This is a genomic window from Gilliamella sp. Pas-s95 (genome assembly GCF_009795795.1).
In the GTDB taxonomy this organism is placed as follows: Bacteria; Pseudomonadota; Gammaproteobacteria; order Enterobacterales; family Orbaceae; genus Gilliamella; species Gilliamella bombicola.
The window spans coordinates 1-19655 of the sequence record NZ_WTFC01000013.1 but is presented as its reverse complement, the minus strand read 5'-3'; the positions used below and the strand labels follow the sequence as shown (position 1 = coordinate 19655).

At 33.6% G+C, this 19655-nt stretch carries 23 protein-coding genes and 1 tRNA gene; 8 read left to right on the top strand and 16 right to left on the bottom strand.

The genetic code is table 11. The features are described 5' to 3' along the window. Window positions 1-36: 36 nt before the first annotated feature. From yegQ to GQ598_RS04980, 3 genes are all read right to left on the bottom strand, one after another. Window positions 37-1383 (bottom strand): tRNA 5-hydroxyuridine modification protein YegQ, encoded by a 1347-nt coding sequence (yegQ, locus tag GQ598_RS04990; protein WP_160402620.1) that lies wholly within the window; start codon window positions 1381-1383, stop codon window positions 37-39. 510 nt (window positions 1384-1893) lie between these two features. Further along, entirely contained in the window at window positions 1894-2097 is a 204-nt protein-coding gene (locus GQ598_RS04985) for a thermostable hemolysin delta-VPH (RefSeq protein ID WP_160402619.1), read from the bottom strand. Window positions 2098-2177: 80 nt separating this feature from the next. Then, window positions 2178-2251: transfer RNA gene (locus GQ598_RS04980), tRNA-Cys, on the bottom strand. A 297-nt stretch (window positions 2252-2548) separates the two neighbouring features. Here GQ598_RS04980 and GQ598_RS04975 point away from each other — a divergent pair. From GQ598_RS04975 to GQ598_RS04950, 6 genes are all read left to right on the top strand, one after another. Then, the gene (locus GQ598_RS04975; protein WP_160402618.1) at window positions 2549-3391 is read left to right on the top strand and encodes a MurR/RpiR family transcriptional regulator; all 843 of its coding nucleotides are present in this window, start codon (window positions 2549-2551) and stop codon (window positions 3389-3391) included. A gap of 305 nt (window positions 3392-3696) precedes the next feature. Then, entirely contained in the window at window positions 3697-4128 is a 432-nt protein-coding gene (locus GQ598_RS04970; RefSeq protein WP_160402617.1) for a PTS sugar transporter subunit IIA, read from the top strand. A 10-nt stretch (window positions 4129-4138) separates the two neighbouring features. Next, entirely contained in the window at window positions 4139-4612 is a 474-nt protein-coding gene (locus GQ598_RS04965) for a PTS sugar transporter subunit IIB (RefSeq protein ID WP_160402663.1), read from the top strand. 41 nt (window positions 4613-4653) lie between these two features. After that, on the top strand, window positions 4654-5445 hold the full coding sequence (locus GQ598_RS04960) for a PTS sugar transporter subunit IIC (protein WP_160402616.1): 792 nt from the start codon (window positions 4654-4656) through the stop codon (window positions 5443-5445). After that, window positions 5442-6257, top strand: coding sequence for a PTS system mannose/fructose/sorbose family transporter subunit IID (locus GQ598_RS04955; RefSeq protein ID WP_160402615.1), 816 nt, complete (start codon window positions 5442-5444; stop codon window positions 6255-6257). Before GQ598_RS04960 ends, GQ598_RS04955 begins: the two co-directional genes overlap by 4 nt. A 9-nt stretch (window positions 6258-6266) precedes the next feature. Next, complete coding sequence (locus GQ598_RS04950; RefSeq protein ID WP_160402614.1) at window positions 6267-7331, top strand: tyrosine-protein phosphatase; 1065 nt, start codon at window positions 6267-6269, stop codon at window positions 7329-7331. Between the two features lie 71 nt (window positions 7332-7402). On the opposite strand, the gene GQ598_RS04945 is transcribed toward GQ598_RS04950, so the two are convergent. From GQ598_RS04945 to GQ598_RS04905, 9 genes are all read right to left on the bottom strand, one after another. Next, window positions 7403-8017 (bottom strand): YiiX/YebB-like N1pC/P60 family cysteine hydrolase, encoded by a 615-nt coding sequence (locus GQ598_RS04945; RefSeq protein ID WP_160402613.1) that lies wholly within the window; start codon window positions 8015-8017, stop codon window positions 7403-7405. 82 nt (window positions 8018-8099) lie between these two features. Continuing rightward, a complete protein-coding gene (locus GQ598_RS04940; RefSeq protein WP_160402612.1) occupies window positions 8100-8516 on the bottom strand; it encodes a DUF4878 domain-containing protein in 417 nt (138 codons plus the stop codon). Between the two features lie 141 nt (window positions 8517-8657). Then, the gene (gene truC / locus GQ598_RS04935) at window positions 8658-9368 is read right to left on the bottom strand and encodes a tRNA pseudouridine(65) synthase TruC (RefSeq protein WP_160402611.1); all 711 of its coding nucleotides are present in this window, start codon (window positions 9366-9368) and stop codon (window positions 8658-8660) included. 22 nt (window positions 9369-9390) lie between these two features. Continuing rightward, window positions 9391-10209 carry a pyridoxal phosphatase gene (locus GQ598_RS04930; RefSeq protein ID WP_160402610.1) on the bottom strand — a complete coding sequence of 273 codons (819 nt, stop codon included), beginning with the start codon at window positions 10207-10209 and terminating at the stop codon, window positions 9391-9393. Window positions 10210-10275: 66 nt separating this feature from the next. Then, window positions 10276-10881 (bottom strand): recombination mediator RecR, encoded by a 606-nt coding sequence (gene recR / locus GQ598_RS04925; RefSeq protein WP_160402609.1) that lies wholly within the window; start codon window positions 10879-10881, stop codon window positions 10276-10278. A 206-nt stretch (window positions 10882-11087) separates the two neighbouring features. Further along, a complete protein-coding gene (plsY, locus tag GQ598_RS04920; RefSeq protein WP_202112683.1) occupies window positions 11088-11696 on the bottom strand; it encodes a glycerol-3-phosphate 1-O-acyltransferase PlsY in 609 nt (202 codons plus the stop codon). Between the two features lie 173 nt (window positions 11697-11869). After that, window positions 11870-14698, bottom strand: a complete 2829-nt coding sequence (gene uvrA / locus GQ598_RS04915; protein WP_160402662.1) for an excinuclease ABC subunit UvrA — start codon at window positions 14696-14698, stop codon at window positions 11870-11872. A 239-nt stretch (window positions 14699-14937) separates the two neighbouring features. Then, the gene (locus tag GQ598_RS04910) at window positions 14938-15873 is read right to left on the bottom strand and encodes a sugar kinase (RefSeq protein ID WP_160402607.1); all 936 of its coding nucleotides are present in this window, start codon (window positions 15871-15873) and stop codon (window positions 14938-14940) included. A gap of 24 nt (window positions 15874-15897) precedes the next feature. Next, on the bottom strand, window positions 15898-16368 hold the full coding sequence (locus GQ598_RS04905; RefSeq protein WP_160402606.1) for a YhcH/YjgK/YiaL family protein: 471 nt from the start codon (window positions 16366-16368) through the stop codon (window positions 15898-15900). 153 nt (window positions 16369-16521) lie between these two features. Here GQ598_RS04905 and GQ598_RS04900 point away from each other — a divergent pair, with 153 nt between their 5' ends. After that, entirely contained in the window at window positions 16522-17310 is a 789-nt protein-coding gene (locus GQ598_RS04900; RefSeq protein WP_160402605.1) for a glycosyltransferase family 25 protein, read from the top strand. Between the two features lie 8 nt (window positions 17311-17318). Here the strand turns inward: GQ598_RS04900 and GQ598_RS04895 are convergent, their stop codons facing one another. The 4 genes from GQ598_RS04895 to GQ598_RS04880 form a co-directional block, all read right to left on the bottom strand. Continuing rightward, on the bottom strand, window positions 17319-17603 hold the full coding sequence (locus GQ598_RS04895; protein ID WP_160402604.1) for a hypothetical protein: 285 nt from the start codon (window positions 17601-17603) through the stop codon (window positions 17319-17321). Between the two features lie 246 nt (window positions 17604-17849). Continuing rightward, entirely contained in the window at window positions 17850-17999 is a 150-nt protein-coding gene (locus tag GQ598_RS04890; RefSeq protein ID WP_160402603.1) for a DUF3969 family protein, read from the bottom strand. 58 nt (window positions 18000-18057) lie between these two features. Next, window positions 18058-18519 (bottom strand): hypothetical protein, encoded by a 462-nt coding sequence (locus GQ598_RS04885; protein WP_160402602.1) that lies wholly within the window; start codon window positions 18517-18519, stop codon window positions 18058-18060. Window positions 18520-18753: 234 nt separating this feature from the next. Beyond that, complete coding sequence (locus GQ598_RS04880) at window positions 18754-19053, bottom strand: hypothetical protein (RefSeq protein ID WP_160402601.1); 300 nt, start codon at window positions 19051-19053, stop codon at window positions 18754-18756. A 227-nt stretch (window positions 19054-19280) separates the two neighbouring features. Here GQ598_RS04880 and GQ598_RS04875 point away from each other — a divergent pair. Continuing rightward, on the top strand, window positions 19281-19655 hold a 375-nt coding region (locus GQ598_RS04875; protein WP_160402600.1), incomplete at its 3' end, for an IS5 family transposase.

The following is a 19655-nucleotide window of genomic DNA, read 5'->3' as shown; positions in this document are numbered from 1 at the left end:
CTGTTCGATTATCCCGAACAGTTTTTATGGTCCAATTTACTCATCAAAATTACGCATTAATAATGCATAACTAAGATCTATATCTTCAGGTATTGGAATATAAACAATATGACCATCACCTAGTCCTGCTGGAACGGGTTGTCCCTTTTTGTTTTCCATACGTTCGATAATGAAGTTTTGATTACCTTTGGGAGTCATCATTTCGACACTATCCCCAACAGAAAATTTATTCTTTACGATAACTTCAGCTAAGCCATTGAGCCGCTCACCGCTAAATTCGCCAACAAATTGTTGCCTTTCTGAAACCGAATGGCTATATTCGTAATTTTGCATTTCTTCATGCTTATGACGGCGTAAAAATCCTTCGGTATAGCCTCGATGGGCAAGTGCATTAAGTTCTTGTAATAAACGAGGATCAAAAGGTTTACCTTCACTCGCCGCATCAATTGCTTGGCGATACACTTGCGCCGTTCTTGCACAATAATAAAAAGATTTGGTTCTTCCTTCAATTTTGAGCGAATGTACGCCAATTTTAGTTAAATCGTCGACTAACTCCACAGCTCTTAAATCTTTTGAGTTCATAATATATGTACCGTGTTCATCTTCAAAAGCTTGCATATATTCGCCTGGACGCCCTGACTCTTCAAGCATGAATACTTTATTGGTTGTTTGACCTATACCTAATGTTGGCTCGACTTGTTGTACTGGTATCGGTTCACATTTATGAACAATTTGCCCTACTTCGTCTTCTTTACCTTCAGCTACTTTATATTCCCAACGGCATGCATTAGTGCATGTCCCCTGATTTGAGTCACGCTTATTAATATAACCTGAAAGCAAACAGCGTCCAGAATAAGCCATACATAACGCACCGTGAATAAATACTTCTAATTCCATTTCGGGCACTTTTTCACGGATCTCAGCAATTTCATCCAGTGATAATTCACGTGATAATACCACGCGAGTTAATCCCATTTGATGCCAAAATTTTACCGTTGCCCAGTTAACTGCGTTGGATTGTACCGATAAGTGCACTTCCATTTCAGGAAAATGTTCACGAACCAACATAATTAAACCTGGATCTGACATGATAAAGGCATCCGGTTTCATGTTTACAATAGGCTCTAAATCTCGAATAAAAGTTTTTAACTTAGAATTATGTGGTGCTATATTAACCACCACATAAAACTTTTTGCCTTGAGCATGAGCTTCGTTAATGCCGATTGCTAAATTTTCATGATTGAATTCATTATTACGAACCCGCAAACTATATCGGGGTTGGCCTGCGTAAACTGCATCTGCACCATATGCAAATGCATAGCGCATATTTTTTAAAGAACCCGCAGGAGAAAGTAATTCTGGTTTTGCATATAAATTTGTCATTAAAAATGCCTCTGATTTCAGGTCAGTATTACTAATTAGTAATAGATTAAGCAAAATAGGACGGGCATTTTACGCTTTAGCCTATCAGTTGGCAAATTAATTATATAGTCAAGCTATATAACGCAAAAACTACATTCATTAAAAAGTGTTTTATTAATCAATATGATTAGATTCGAACAAATTTACGAATGTTTCTCACTCTTTTAATTTTCAATCATTCTTTTTAGGCAAAGCCGCATGGAGCGATACCTATTACAATACTAAAATGAATTTGGATATAACTTAGCAAAATGGAAATAAATTAAGGAAAAAAATTCAAAGATTAAACTAATTACTTGGCACGGTGAGTTAATAGGATTATTTTTTTGCAAAAATTGAGAGTATTTATTAGTGGTGGCAATTTAATTCGAACAGTATCTATTTCAACTAATGCTACACAAAGTATTATGGAGACAGTAATTTGAGCATTAGCCTTACATATCAGCCTAATGCTTTATTAAGCAAAGCTACTTATTTTAATAAACTCTCCCCATTACTCAACAATGGCAAATATTCATTCCATCGATATTCTCTAATTGGCATGGGGTTAGCCTCTCTAAAATATAAAACTAATGCAGGCTTGATACCATTCCAATTATCAACAAACTCATACCTAATAAGATGACCATCCTTGATTAACTTTTTTGCTTTCGCATGATAATTAAAGTAACTCATAGTTAATACCAATGAATTAGACTATAAAATTAACTATAACCTAAGTAATAATTAAGAATATTAATTAATTTAAGATGAAATGGAGGCGCGTCCCGGAGTCGAACCGAGGTAGACGGATTTGCAATCCGCAGCATGGCCACTCTGCCAACGCGCCTTAGAGGTCTATCTGAATAGGTTGCAAATAGTAGCACTGGCTGGACTAATCGTCAAGATTAAATAGATTATAAATACAGCAGTCATTTCATTTTTAACTATATTGCAAATAATCGGCTTTTTAACAAAAAATTTTAGCAACTCAATACATATTAAATAATGATTAGTTTCAAAGTTAATTCAAAAAATAATAACAACTTATTGAAATTATATAAATAACATGAATTATAAAAATATTTTCTATTTTTATGTTAATTTTATATACTTAGCTAACTATATTCCAATTATAGGCCAAATTATGATTAATTTAAAATTCAGAGAAGTTAAAAAAGACTTATCTTCAAAAGAGTTAAGGGTTGCTCAATACATTATGGACCACTCACAAACACTAAAAAATATGAGTATTCAAACCTTAGCTAAACTTAACCATGTTAGTACAAGCACTATTTTGCGTTTGTGTAAGAAATTAGATTATAACGGTTTTAGTGATTTTAAAGTTGACTTGATTTCATCCTCTCCACAAAAACTAAGTACTGATGTTTTGCAAGATGATATAAATCTTAATGATACTTTGATCGATGTGAATAGAAAGGTACAAGCAATGGAAAAATCATCCATCGATGAAACACATTCAATGCTCAAGCCTAAAGAGCTAGATAAAGCCATAGATCTAATTATTGCTAGTAATAAAATTATTATTTTTGGTAGTAGTAGCAGTGGGTTAGTCGGTAAAGAGCTTGAATACCAGCTTATTAAAATAAAAAAAGATGTTAATTGTCATTTTGATGCACATATTCAAAAAAGTATTGTCAGCACCCTCGATAAAAATGATTTAATTATAATTATTTCGCACTCGGGAGAAACACCAGAATGTATAGAGTTATTAAAATTAGGACAAAAAAATAAAGTACCATCAATTGCTATAACTAAAATGGGGCAAAGCCAGGTTTCTATGCTAGCTGATATTATATTACATACTACATCTACAGAGCATGTTTCACGTTTAATTCCAATTCGTTCTAAAATGTCGCAAATTTCAGTTATCAATATTCTTGTAACTAATTTATTTATACGCAAATATGATGAACGCTTGTTATTACAAACTCAAAATAGAGAAGAACGCAAGTATCCTCATCGGTAATATACTCACTCAATGCCAATTAATGACATTTTAACTATCTTTACAACGATATAGTATTCAAAATTATTACACAATAGCTACGCTCTCCCTCTTTTTATCTATCAACTTAATAACTCTATAGAAATCTAATAAACTTAGTAAAACATTTTTATTTGATAAATAGTTACAATTAAACATGATCTAGCTCACATTTTTTTTAAATTTAAAAAAAAATTGATGACTAAAATTAAGTATAGGTGTAATTTTATTACCAAATAAATAGAATTTTAAAGTAATAATATTACAATCAAAAAAGGAAATTGATTATGCATAACCAATTGCCTGTTATTTTAGCTAGCCATGGTTCATTTGCACAAGGTGCACTTGATTGTGCTCAAATGCTAATGGGCAAACAACAAAATATTCGTGCGATATCTGTTCAAATCGATAGCAATGTCGAAGAATTACGCCAACAAATGGAGGAGAATTATCAAGCACTCAACCAAGGTAATGGTGTAATTATCCTTGTTGATATTATAGGTGGCACACCATGTAATTTGGCGGGGGAATTACTCTTTAAACATGAGGAAGTTTTACTTTTTTGTGGATTCAATATTCCAATATTACTTGAAGTTTTAAATAATCGAGAAGGTACACTTAATGACGTTAAAATTGCTATTGAAGAAGTATTTCCACAAAGCTGTATTGATGTTGGACAAGTGTTAAATACCAAACGTGAACAGTCTACTCTATTGTAAGGAGATAATGATGCCAATAAATTTAACAAGAATAGATGACCGCCTAATCCACGGTCAAGTGATCACTACCTGGGTAAAAAATTATGATATTGAACAAGTCTTAATTATTAACGACAAAGTTGCAATGGATAAAGTTCAACAATCAGTCTTAACTATGTCAGCCCCTCCAGAATTAAAAGTATTGGTTTTTGGGGTACAACAGTTTATCGACATTATCAAAAAAACACCTATAAAAAAACGCACAATGCTACTTTTTACAAACAGTATTGATGTAAATAAGTTAATTGATGGTGGTCTAGAAATTGAAAAACTTAATGTAGGGGGAATGCGTATGCAAGAAGGACGACATCAATTATCACGAGCGGTCTCGGTAACTCCTGAAGAGAAACAAGCATTTAAACACATTATTGAGAAAAATGTGAAAGTAGAAATTCAAATGGTACCCAAAGATCCAATTATCGAGCTAGAAACATTGCTTGATTAAACTTTAACGATTTATTTGTCATATAATTTGGAGGTTAACTTATGTTAACACAGGCTATTCTTGTCGCCATTTGGGCGGGAATTTGTTCTATGGATGATGTCGGACCACAAATGTTACGTCGACCATTATTGACCGGTACAATTGCAGGTATCATCATGGGAGACATGGTTCAAGGGCTCATAATCAGTGCAACACTAGAATTAATGTGGATGGGTATTGGTAATGTTGGAGCTTATTCTGCACCAGATATTGTAGCGGGTGCAATTATTGGTGTTTCACTTGGAATTACTACCGGAGGAGGAATTGCAACAGGTATCGCTTTAGGAGTACCAGTATCACTTCTGTGTCAACAATTACTTATTATATGGCGTTCATTTGCCTGCTTTCTTAATCCTTGGGCAACACAGGCTGTTGAAAATGGTAATTATAAAGCACTAAGTAAGGTTCATTATTTCTCAACTCCTGTATGGTTTTTGATTCGTGCTGTACCTTGTTTTATAGCTATTTATTTTGGTAGTGATCTTATTAAAACAATTTTAGATGCTATCCCGCAAAGTATTATCACAGGTATGGGGGTTGCTTCTAAACTAATTCCTGCTGTAGGTATTTGTATTTTACTATTGATGCTATTAAAAGGCAGAATGTGGTTTTTTTTCCTCCTTGGTTTTATGTTAACTACTTATTTAAAATTACCAATTATCCCAATCACTTTTATCGCTTTAGCTTTTGCTGTACTGTACGATATGGCATCAATGAGCAGTAAAAATAATGATTATAAACAAGATGATAAATCTGTATTGAATAATAACATTGAAGAGGATTTTGACCTATGATAAATGAAAGAAAAATAACAAAAAAAGATCTTAATCATATTTTTTGGAATTTACAAACGATGTCTTTTTCTTATAACTATGAAAAAATGCAAATGATCGGCTTTGCACATTGTATGACGCCAGTATTGGATAGGCTTTATCATGATGCTGATAAAGAAACTCGTGTTCGAGCAATGAATCGCCACCTAGAATTTTTTAATTGTCAAATCAATGCCAATGCACTAATTTTAGGTGTGACAGCTGCAATGGAAGAAAAAACAAAAGAGGATGAAAAAGAGGCGGTTGTTTCTGTGAAAGCGGGTTTAATGGGACCATTTGCAGGATTAGGAGATAGTCTTTTAAAATTTACTTGGATGCCGATTTGCGGCAGTATTGGAGCTGCTTTTGCTCTACAAGGTAATATTATTGGCCCTATTTTGATGTTCCTAATCTATAATATAGTTAATATATTAACCAAATATTTTTTTATTCATTATGGATATAATAAAGGAGTTGATCTAATTGAACAATCCAAAAATTCAAACATTATTCAAAGAATAAGTAATCTAGCTAATGTAGTCGGAGTTATGGTTCTTGGCTCTTTAATTGCAACAACGGTGAAAGTATCTACACCATTGTCGATTAATGTCGGTGAGCAATCAGTAAAAATTCAGGAAATGTTTGATAAAGTGATGCCTAACTTTTTAACCTTAATGTTTGCTTTAGGCACATTCTTTTTAGTGAAAAAATTCCAAGGTAAATATACAGTTACATTAATTTTAAGTGTAATGGTAATAGGTGTAATTTTGTCGGTATTTGGAGTTTTAAAATAAGGATGTAACATGAAAAAACAAATTGAAACAGCATCGGTTGTCCGTAATAAACAAAATAAATTAAAAATATCATTTAGAATTAGCAACAATATGCCCGTAGATTTATATTGGACAGATGAAGCCAATATCAATACATCTAATAAAACATTAATAAGTAAAAATATACAAAATGATTTCACTATTGACGATCCTTTACAAGCAGAGCGAAGAATTTATTTGATATTACAAACTCAAAAACATGATTCACTTTTATTTGGAGAACGTACTTTACCTATTGCAGGATTAAATAACTTTCGTGACTTTGGCGGTTACTTAGGAAGTAATGGTAAACGAGTAAAATGGGGAAAACTCTATCGTTCTAATCACTTATATGGATTGAAACCTAATGCAGAAAGTTATATTCGATCACTAGGTATCAGGACTATTATAGATTATCGTTGTGCTAACGAAATCAAAACTAGTCCAAATACTTTCATAGGTGAGCAAAATACTTTTAATTTAGATGCTTCAGCTCAAACAGCTGAACTTGCTGCTCAATTTGCTGCCGACCCCAGTGATGAAGATCGTGCACTAATTGAAAGCGTGCTACACGATATTCCTAAAGAATTAGTTAATGGTAAAGGTATACAAGTTCTTGAACAATATCGTAATTTCGTATTAAGTGATAAATCGAAAAATGCTTATAAACAGATGCTTCGCATAATGTTAAAACCTAACAATAGCCCAAGCATACAACATTGTCGAGGAGGTAAAGATCGCACAGGTTATGGCGTGTTATTACTACAAATAATGTTAGGAGTATCAGAAGAAGACATTATTTACGATTATATGTTAACCCATCAAAATCGCTTAGAACGAAACAAAATAAAAATGGCAGCATATCGAAAAATTACGGATAATGAAGATGTGTTAGGTTATTTGTTAAGTTTAATTGATACACGTGAAAGTTTTGTTATTGAAATTCTCAATACTATGAAAGAAGTTGCCGGCACTCCTGCTAATTATATCAAACAAGAATTGGGGTTCACAGAGCAAGATTTCATAGCTATGCAAAAAAACTACCTCGAAGATTAATTTAACTTTTATTAATAACAAAGCGCGATATGTATTGCGCTTTTATTTTTTGATTACAATAGTATAACAAATTATTCTGATGCTTCGGGATACTTATAAATCCAAGTAATATCAGAATAATTTGCAAACGCATTTGGAAATAAATAAGTACCGCTTAATGATGGAAAATAGGTATATTTCCATTCAACATTAAAATCGGATTGAAACTTAGTTATCGAATCAAAAAGTAACGTTGTACAATAAAGGTGTGGCTGTTCGCGAGGAGCTAAGACAAAGGCTTTACCTTGCTGTGTTAAAAGATCACTAACAATTTGCTGTTGTTGTACATCAGATAAAAAATTAGGTCTTGCTATAGCATATTTTTCAGCTAATTCAGGAGATATGAACTCGGGTAAGGTCGATACAATCACTTGATTAGGAAATTTGTCATCATCACTCGTGGTCGCATGAATAATTTTAATTTCGGGATTAGTCGATATAATCATGCCAATATGTGAAAAATCACCACCACCTAATTGTTTAACAATAAGGCTATCGGTTTGTATACCTTTTCTAAAAATCCAATCGCCTACTTTTACTGAATAAGGCAATTTAGAGGTTGGATTTGAAGAATAAACAGACTCATTAGCAAAAACAACCGTTGCCAGCATAATAAAAATAATAGAGAAAAAGCGACAGTAGTTCATCAAAATTCATTCTTAACTAGAAAGGGCAAATAGTATCTACCCTTTCTAATATAACAATCGATATGGATTGCTATATTACCTTTTATTTAAGATTAATCATCCATTTGTTATCAGTTTTGATTACTGATAGGCTGCTTTCATCTTTTTTAGTATTATCTTTGAAAAAAACAGTCGTTTTTACTTTAGCCATGGTTTTTTCATCATTAGTATATTCTGCAGGAGCAGACTCAACTTTATCAAGGCCGCCATGTTCATCAGCAAATTTTTTCCCTTGTTGAATCGCTTCTTGCATTTTGCTTTTCACTAACATTGTCATATCCATACCTTTGTTATTATCATCTTTAGGGAAATTGATCAGATTCATAACGGTATCTGTATCACCTTTATAAATTGCTGTGATAAATTTTTCTGATACTTTTTCTGGAGTATCTTCAGTCGAACACGCTGTAACGATAAGTGCCAATAAAAAAACGCTTAAGAATTTCATTAGTAATTTCATTTTTATTTCCATTATCAAATTTAATTTATAAAATATTTTACATTCTTTCCTGTCGATTAAACTATACAGATAGCATCAAAGGAAAGAGGTAAAATAATACTATGTAATAAGATAATCGCAAAGCAACATTATTTTAAAACATTACTTTTTAAAATTTACAAGGATATCTTGCCAATTTTGATCTAATTTAGCTTCAATAGCGATTGGTTTATGGTTAAGAGGATGATAAATCTCTAACTTACTCGCATGTAACATCAGGCGCCTAATACCAAAATAGTTAGCAAAAGCACGGTTTTGATAAAGATCGCCATGTTTACTATCGCCTAAAATAGGATGAAAAATGTGCTTCATATGACGACGTAATTGGTGTTTACGCCCTGTTTGTGGTTTTAATTCAACAAAGCTATATCTTGCAGTATCAAACTTACCAACTTTAATAGGAAGTTCAATTTTGCTAATCCCTCGATATAAAGTCACTGCATCTTGTGCTGGTTTATTTTTATCAGAAAATTTATCAGCAATTTTGTCTAACTCTTCAACTAAAGGGTAATCGATCACAGCTTCACCCTCAAGATAACCACGCACAACAGCATGATATGTTTTCTCAATTTGTTTTGTGGCAAATTGTTCTGACATGAGTCTTGCTACATCACTAGAAAGGGCAAACAGCAACACACCTGAAGTTGGTCTATCAAGTCGATGTACGGGAAACACATGTTGGCCAATCTGATCTCGTAATGTTTGCATAACAACAACTGTTTCTTTTTTATCTAACCAACTGCGATGCACAAGCCAACCCGATGGTTTGTTAATCGCAATTAAAGCATTATCATGATAGAGAATTTCAAACATAGTCTATTTTATTGAAAACCAATTAGAAAAATAGCTTTTCAAGTTCAGCAGCTATACTTGGGCTATTATTATCGCCAATAGCATAACTTGCTTTTGCTTTTACTTCATCATCGGCATTCCCCATAGCAATCCCTAATCCAGCAATAGATAACATACTAATATCATTATAACTATCGCCAAAAGCGACTATTTCGCTTAAATCAATATTTTCATGTTCAGCCCAGTGTGTTAAACCATTTCCTTTAGTATTACCTTTAACCGCAACATCTGCTCGATTTGACCAGGACCATTCACACGAAAACACATCTAGCGCATCCACCGCATTTGAGAATTGTTGTAGGGCGGGAAGGTTATGGCTGCTAGTTGCAAATTTAAAAATAGCACCAGATTGTTCAATCACGTTTTCAAAACTCTCTACTTTTTTGATTTCTGGTTGTAAAAAATCGGGCAATGATTTTACCCATTTAAAAAAGCCTTCTAGATGATCATCTAACACTTCATAAGTCATCATTTGATCAGTATAAACTAAAGTATGGATACCATAATGATTAACTAGTTTTAATAGCATTCTTGCTTGATCTTTAGTCATTGGTCTAGCAGCAAAAGAATTTCGTTTTTCAAAATTATAAAGATAAGATCCATTACAACAAATTGCTGGAGTTGATAATTTGAGTTGATAGTAATATGGATAAATTACAGAATGGTGACGCCCTGAAACTAAAATCACTTTTACACCTTTATCACTGATTTTTTTTATCATCTCAATAGTTTCTGGCAAAACTAAACGATTACTGGCTAGCAACGTACCATCCATATCAAAGGCAACAGCTTTATACTTCATATAATACCTCTTTTTATTGCTAATCTTTATTATAAAGATTAGCTAAGTACTAAAACTTCAATAAATTTAAAATTCAATTTTTTGACGCCCAACAAATGAATGCGATAAGGTAGTACCATCCACCATTTCAAGCTCACCGCCAACTGGAACACCATGAGCAATTCTTGTTGCTGTCACATTGAAATCTGTACACATTTGCGCAATATAGTTGGCGGTTGCATCACCCTCAACGGTCGGATTAGTGGCTAGAATCACTTCGTTAATCGATTCTGATGCTAACTTGTTTTTCAATAAATCAAGACCAATATCGCTTGGACCGATACCATCTAACGGTGATAGATGACCTAACAATACAAAATAACGACCACTATATTGCCCTGTTTGTTCAATGGCTACTATGTCGGCGGGAGTTTCAACAACACAAAGCTGCCCACTACTTTGACGCCTAATATTTGCACAAATCGTACAGGTTTCTTGTTCGGTAAAAGTTCGACACTCTTTACAATGACCTATATTTATCATCGCTTCATGGAGTTCATGAGCTAATTTTATGCCGCCTTGTCGATTGCGTTGTAATAAATGAAAGGCCATGCGTTGCGCCGATTTGGGACCAACGCCCGGTAAACAACGTAGGGCTTGCATAAGTGATTCTAATAATGGACTTATTTGCATGAATTTATTCGGTTCTCACATATTTGAATTTTAAGTTAATAATACCTTTTTTCAATAATCTATCAAACAAGAATTATTCTATTGTTTTATTTAATAATGATGAAAGTTGAAAAATTTTACTGAAAAAACGGTCGATACAATAATGGTTAACACGTAACAGCTTTACAAAAATAAATCTTTAAATTTAAATGTACTACGCATAAACTTTAGATTATTTTTTTATTCTTATTACGATAATAACTTTTCGGTTCTTCACCCTTTAAAAGTCGCATAATATTACTGTTGTGACGGATGATAATCAAACAAGAAAGCATAGCAACCGGTAAAGTAAGCTCTGGTTTGAATAGCCAAACATAAAATGGCGCCATAAGAAAACCAACTATTGCTGCCACAGAAGAGTACCCAGTGATGAATAATATAAGTAACCAAGTTAAAATAAAGCAACCTGTAAAATCAAATCCTATGGGGGCCATCATACCTAACGCCGTGGCAACACCTTTACCACCACGAAAATGAAAAAAACAGGGAAACATATGCCCTAAACAAGCAAAAATACCTATAATACCTAAAAAGAAAGGAGCAATGCCAAGTCGATAAGAGATATAAACCGGAATGGTACCTTTTAACATATCAAAAATTAACACAAAAATGGCAGGTAATTTACCATTAAGCCGCAAAATATTGGTTGCTCCAGGATTGTGTGAACCATGTTCTGAAGGATTTGGCAAATGCATGATACGGCTGATAATCAGAGCACCAGAAAGCGACCCCAAAAAATAGGCAATTATGATCATCAATATAATTTGTAATGCCACACTCACTCCTTCCATTTGTTGCTTGCTACTGATAACTGAACACTAAATGCTAATAAATACGCTAAAATCTGTATCTAACTTATTTTGTAGGTATTAAAGTATAATAGAATGGGCATTATACTTCGCTCGCTCTATTTATGCTAAGTAGTTATAATGCCGCCCTACTTGGATTACTATTTTTCCAACAATGGTTTTAAATATTTTCCAGTGTAGGAATGCTTAGATTTAGCAACCTCTTCAGGTGTGCCTTCAGCAATAATCTCTCCCCCACCATTACCGCCTTCTGGTCCTAAATCAATAATCCAATCAGCTGTTTTAACTACATCCAAATTATGCTCAATCACAACAATTGTATTGCCTTTATCGCGCAATGAATGTAATTGCGTGAGTAATTGTTTAACATCAGCAAAATGTAAACCTGTTGTTGGTTCATCTAATATATATAAAGTGCGTCCAGTATCTCGCTTCGATAATTCTTTTGCAAGTTTTACACGTTGTGCCTCACCACCCGATAATGTTGTTGCTGATTGCCCAATGGTAATATAAGAAAGACCTACATCAATTAGGGTTTGTAATTTACGAGCAATCATCGGTACTGCATCAAAAAATTCACGCCCTTCTTCAACTGTCATATTCAAAATCTCGTTAATAGACTTACCTTTATATTTGATCTCTAAGGTTTCTCGATTATAACGAGCGCCATGACATTGATCGCAAGGAACATAAATATCAGGTAAAAAGTGCATTTCAACTTTAATTAAACCATCACCTTGGCAAGCCTCACATCGTCCTCCCTTAACATTAAAACTAAATCGTCCTGGATTATAGCCTCGTGCACGGGATTCGGGTACACCTGCATAAAGTTCACGGATAGAAGTAAAAAATCCAGTATAAGTTGCAGGATTAGAACGTGGTGTTCGCCCGATTGGACTTTGGTCTATCGCAATAACCTTATCAAAATGGTTAAGCCCTTTAATGGCTTGATATGGCGCTATTTCTGTTTTTTCGGCACCATTGAGTTCATTTTGGGCTAGTGGATATAAGGTGTCATTAATTAAGGTTGATTTACCCGAACCCGACACACCGGTAATACAAGTAAATAATCCAACCGGAATATTTAATGTCACATCTTTAAGGTTATTTCCGGTAGCGCCAATAAGTGATAACATTTTTTTCTTATCAACTTTGGTACGCACAGTTGGAATTTCAATCTTTTCTTTACCAGATAAATATTGGCCTGTTAAAGATTTTTTACATGCCATAATCTGCTTAGGCGTACCTTGCGCAACAACTTCACCACCATGAACCCCTGCTCCAGGTCCAATATCAATCACATAATCAGCAGCCATAATTGCTTCTTCGTCATGTTCAACCACAATAACAGTATTACCTAAATCACGTAAATGCGTTAAAGTGTCAATTAGACGAGTGTTATCACGCTGATGCAATCCGATAGAAGGTTCATCTAGTACATACATCACGCCAACCAGCCCTGCACCAATTTGGCTAGCTAATCGAATACGCTGTGCTTCTCCACCTGATAAGGTTTCAGCTGAGCGTGAAAGTGTTAAATAGTTAAGTCCAACATTAATCAAAAATTGTAAGCGATCGTTAATCTCTTTTAAGATTTTCTCGGCAATTTGAGCTCGTTGCCCTGTCAATGACAACTGATCGAAAAAATCTTTCGCTTTTTGAGTGCTTAAATCACTAATGGCTGGTAGATTAGTATCATTAATAAATACATTTCTTGCTGCTGTACACAGCCTTGAGCCACCACAACAAGGGCAAGGTCGATGGCTAATATATTTGGCTAACTCTTCACGGATAGTTTGTGATTCAGTTTCTTTATACCGACGAGCTAAATTATTAATAATGCCTTCAAATGGATGTTTACGCTTAACTACATCACCGCGATCATTTGAATAAATAAATTGGATTTCGGTATCACCTGAACCATTTAATAAAATATCTTTCACCTTTTCAGGTAATTTTTCATAGGGTTTATCAATATCAAATTTATAGTGATCCGCTAATGATTTTAACATCTGAAAATAGTAAAAGTTGCGACGATCCCAACCTTTAATCGCACCTGCAGCTAATGAAACTTCTGGCATTTGCACAATACGTTTTTGATCAAAATATTGTTGCACACCCAAACCATCGCACTCAGAGCAAGCACCAGCTGGGTTATTGAACGAGAATAAGCGAGGCTCTAACTCTGAAATACTGTAGCCACAAATTGGGCAGGCAAAATTAGCCGAAAACAGATATTCTTCAGCTTGAGGATCATCCAAATTTGCCACTTTAACAATACCATTTGTGATCGAAAGCACGGTTTCAATCGACTCGGCCAAACGAAGCTTTAAATCATCCCGAATACGGAAACGGTCAACAACAACCTCAATGGTATGTTTTTTTTGCAGTTCAAGAATGGGGGGATCAGAAAGATCATACACATCACCATCTACTCTTACTCGAATATAACCGCTAGCGGCTAATTGCTCAAACAACTTAACAAATTCACCTTTACGCTCAGTAACCACTGGGGCTAGCAGCATATAACGATTTTCAGTTGGTAATGCCATAATACTATCGACCATTTGTGACACCGTTTGTGCTGCTAATGGTAAATGATGATTTGGACAGCGAGGCTCACCAATTCGGGCAAAAAGTAAACGTAAGTAATCATAAATTTCAGTGATAGTTCCAACTGTTGAGCGCGGATTATGCGAAGTCGATTTTTGCTCAATCGAAATAGCTGGTGACAAACCTTCAATATGATCTACATCAGGCTTTTCCATTAATGATAAAAACTGACGAGCATATGCCGACAACGATTCAACATAACGTCGCTGCCCTTCCGCATAAAGAGTATCAAATGCTAACGAAGATTTACCCGACCCCGAAAGACCGGTGATAACAACTAACTTATCTCTTGGAATAGTTACATTAATGTTTTTTAGATTGTGCGTGCGAGCACCACGAATATCGATATCTTTGATTGACATAGATCTCTTCTTATGTATGTTTTTTAAACAAAATGAATAGAAATTTAACTGTATATTATACCAGTAACAATCGATTAAATATACTACTATATAGGCAAATACACTATTTGATAATTTTTACACCAAAACATAAACTTTCCTAAGTTTTTTTGACAAAAATATAAACTGAAACACTTATTTCTAAATTAAAATAAAAAACGGTCATAAATGACCGTTTTTTTTACAGATATAAATTAATCGATTAATGTTGGTGTAGCATCAACAGGAATAATTGCGCCACGATATTGTATCACCGTACCTGCAACTAAATGGCCTTGTGACGCTGACTGCGAAGGATTTCTTCCACTTAAACGCGCACCAAGATAGCCAGCACTAAACGAATCTCCCGCAGCGGTAGTATCAATCACTTTATCTTTTGGGATCTTATTCGCTGGAACGTCAAAACGACCTTCAGTAGAGTCAATAATGCAACTATCGCTACCACGTTTAATAACAATTTCAGTCACACCAAACTTCCTCGTACGCTCAATAACTTGCTCATAAGGCAATTTGCCCCATAACAAATCTTCGTCATCTAGCGTCAAAAATGCAATATCGGTAACGCTAAGAATATCGGCATAAACACTACGAGCCAAATCAAGGCTACGCCATAAACGTGGGCGGAAGTTATTATCAAAAATAACTTTACCGCCATTGGCCTTAACGCATTTTAAAAGATCTAATAATTTAAGGATACTTTCAGCATCCAAAATAGCAATACTAATACCACTTAAATACACATAATCACACTGCGCAATTTGCTGCGTTATTTTATCTGTTTCGGCTGTTTGCAACCAAAATTTAGCTGCAGCGTCATTACGCCAATAATAAAAAGAACGCTCACCCTGCTCATCGGTCACAATAGAATAAAGACCAGGCATCTTATCTGACATTCTTTGCACTAAATCAGTTTGAATATTTTCTTTTTGCCAATTATCTAACATCTCTTGACTAAAAGGATCAGTACCGAGCCCTGTCACATAATGAATCGAAAAATTATTGCCTTTTAATAAACGAGATAAATAAACAGATGTATTTAGCGTATCACCACCAAAACTACGCGTAGTCGAATCTTGTTTCATCGACAATTCAATCATACATTCGCCGATCACAGCGATATTTGTCGTCATATTATACCTATATCCTTAATCTAATTATAAATAATCCAGTGCTATTTTCACCACAACTTTGCGAACTGTTTCAATTTTATTACCAACAGCACAAAGCGGCTTATGTACCTCATTGGGTAAAAACACAATAAAATCATTTTGTTGTAATATTAACATGGTTTCTTCTTTTGGTGTTTCGACAAAAGCAATATCGTTTTCTGCCAATTTATTGTCTAACACTTTGGTATAGGGTGGTAACGTGCTCACAGCCATTCCCTCTTGCCCTGCCAAGACAATCTGAACATCGATATATTTTTCATGATATTCCGGCTTAGCATCATAAACATGACGCGTTTGACTATCAGACACCATAAAGAACATCTTATCGCCATCAATATCATAGCGCCCTATAGGTGTATTAATATTAACGTTGTCTTTAATATATTCAATAGATTGTTTTATTTTGGAAGGTAAATAAGGAACTAACCTTAAATGATTAATATTACCTAAAATCATACTAAAAGATCCTTAAAATATTGATGAAAATAAATACCGACAATTAAATTACTCACAACTAACATACCCCATGATAATCTAATTTAATTGATAAAGAGTATATACTTAAGTAATCTTTTTTTGTAGATCATTTGTTAATAAGTTTTTATTGGTATGTTACAATTTGGAGATCATTATAAAAAAGGTAAACAAATGAAGATTTTTATAATAAATTTAGAAAAAGAATCAAAAAAAAGAGAACACATCAAAAAAGAATGCGAGAAATTAAAACTAGACTTTGAAATTTACAATGCTATTGATGGCAATACTTTATCCGATTCATTTATTCAAAATACAGTCTACGATTATCCAAATAACCTTTTAACAAAGGGTGAAATAGGCTGTGCACTCAGTCACTTAAATATATACAAAAAAATTATTCAAAACAATTTACCTTATGCCTTAATTCTCGAAGACGATGCCGTATTAGATAGAAAATTACCTGATTTCTTAAATAGCTTTAAAGCTAAAAATACTAAAAAAGGTATTTTTTTGTTAACTGCCGATTTTCACTATCTTGTTAACAAAAAATTTAACTTAGATAGTTTTGAGGTTTTTGAAGTAATAAGAGCAGTTAGAGCCAATGGATATATCATCACTCATGATACCGCAAAAAAGTTAATTAAATTTTTATTTCCTATTCGCTATGAAGCTGATATGTTTAGAATAATGAAATTATGTACCGGTATCAAAATATATGCAACATTACCAAGTCTTATAACAACTAATGATAAGAATCTATTAAATTCATCAATACATATTGATAGAGCACAATTCATCGAGCAACGTTCTGAGTATAGAAAAAAGCTATTTAAAAAAGATAAGAAAAAAAGAATGATAGCATTATGGCTTAGAAAACAATTCATTAGTAGGTTTGAAAAAACAAAATACTATATAGATTAGGCATTCTATCAATAAATCCATTTTAAAGAGCCTTGGCATAATAAAAAAACAATATTTCCCCAAACAATTTTGGGGATAAATATTAAATTTTCACATAAAATATAATTACTTAATAAATTATTCCTAGCTAAATTTTTATCCGCAGCCCCTATATTCACATCTTGGATATCACCACTCACGACAGCTATCGCTGTACCTAAGCCACTCCTGACAGGGTTCTGTTCACAGTTAAAGCCATCTTCGCTAACAAAGAAAAAAACATAAAAACACAACAAAAACTCAAATAAAATCAATACCTTTTCTGACCTGTTTTTGTAAGTAAAAATATAGAGATATATGACACAATAAACAATATAGCAAGTAGGTTTTATTTACTACAATGGCGCATACAAATAATAATGGCTAAAGTGCATACTAAGCAAAAATTGGCAATAAAAAAATTAATTATAGAATTTAGTGACAGTATTCAATGTCACTTTTAATAACGAATAAACTGATATAGTGTCAGGATTGTCAGGTTAAGTTTGAGCTAATACCCTTTATTTAACATTGATATCTTTATCGATCATTCGACTAAATTTAGGCTGATTTTTTATCATATTAACTAAACTAATAATTAAATCATCAATTCTGCTTTCTAGCTGTTCAGGTAATAGGCTTTCATAATCTTCAAGCTCACAACCACCCATAATCAGTAAATAATTAGTTTAGTTCTGCGATAAAGATCGCAGAACTGAATCAAAACAATCAAATTGATAACACAGCTATTGTAGCTAAACTAAGAACTTCATTTTTTGTAAATTCAAAATGTATAGTATAAGACCCCATATCATATAATACCCAAGAATTTATATAACCCAAAAAAGGACTTTGCTCATTTCCTCCTTTTTTTGATGGATTGCCTAATAATTCGATAATCATTTTTTCAGTATAATTACCATCTATTTCTCTAAATAATTTTCCTTTATATATCGAATAATTATTTTCTGCCTTAAAAAAAAATTGAATATGATTTAAGTGTTGTTTTCTAAAACCAATAAGAATACCTGTTCGAAAAAATTCATAATATTTAGTTTGATCTGGATCATTGTATTCAATAGGATCCTCAGAAATTTCAGGTTTTTCACCAATAGAGTTTTCTAACTTCAAAAACTCTTCTGATATTTCAGCATATCCTAATGCATTAACAAACTTTTGCCATTCTATCATTATCAATAAATCCTTATTTTTTTATTGCGAGCTATTATCTTATTTATCACATCTTCAACTTGCTTTGGATCATAACCCTTTTAAATCATATTTTTACGTAATGCATCAGTATCTCGACAAACAGCACCACAAAGATCTGTCGCATCTTTTTGAATTTATTCTGGTGTATTTTTACTACCATAAGTAGGTCCTTTTTGATGAACATCTCTAGGAACTTCTACTGTTGTAGCCTCATTATAAAGTTTCTTTGACTTTGTAGGAGTTAAACACGCTGATGTTTTGTTTTTCAGCTTCAGTGAGATCTTTGATGTCTCTTCCACCATAGATGTTATCAATGATAACTTTTGCCTCTAGCTCGCCGCCTACGGCACCGGCTCCCCCAGCGAGTCCTGAATTGCCTTGCAGCTCAGCAACCACCGCACCGAGTATGGCATGGCCAACCGTGTTGGCAACGTTGTTAAAAAACATCAATATGTTTTCTAACAGATTTTTTGTGAGTAAATAGTTTTTTTTATGTTTTGAATGGGGTAACAATGTGTAAAAACCAATTTAAGGCTACTACTCACCACTAATAATTATGGAGCCTAGTGACAAGATTTAATGTCACCTTTAATTGGTAAATACACTAAATTTAAGATGTTTATAAATCTGTAACATAAGTGTAATGTGCTTAGGGCGTGTTGATCTTTCGTGATTATTTTTTAGACGGCATGATGTGAGTTATAATAATTCTGCAAAAAACAACCATAACTCGATTCATCATGCCAAGAACAATGCTAACAGATAAACGGTGGGAAAAGCTACTACAAATAATGAAAAATACCGGGCGAGTTTATAATAAATCCGAGCATCGGATGACGTTTGAAGGGATCCTTTTCCGAATGAGAACCGGTATTCCTTGGCGAGATTTGCCAGAAGAGTTTGGTGAATGGAGCACTGTCTATAGACGATTTAATTTGTGGTCTAAAAAAGGAATATTAGTTGATATTTTCAAACATTTATCAAAACTAGCGGATTTTGAATGGGTGTTCCTAGATGGCTCGATTATCAGGGCTCATCAACACAGTACAGGCGCTGCAACGGAGCATTCCGAGCAAATAGGTCAGAGCTGTGGTGGTCATTCAACTAAAATTCAT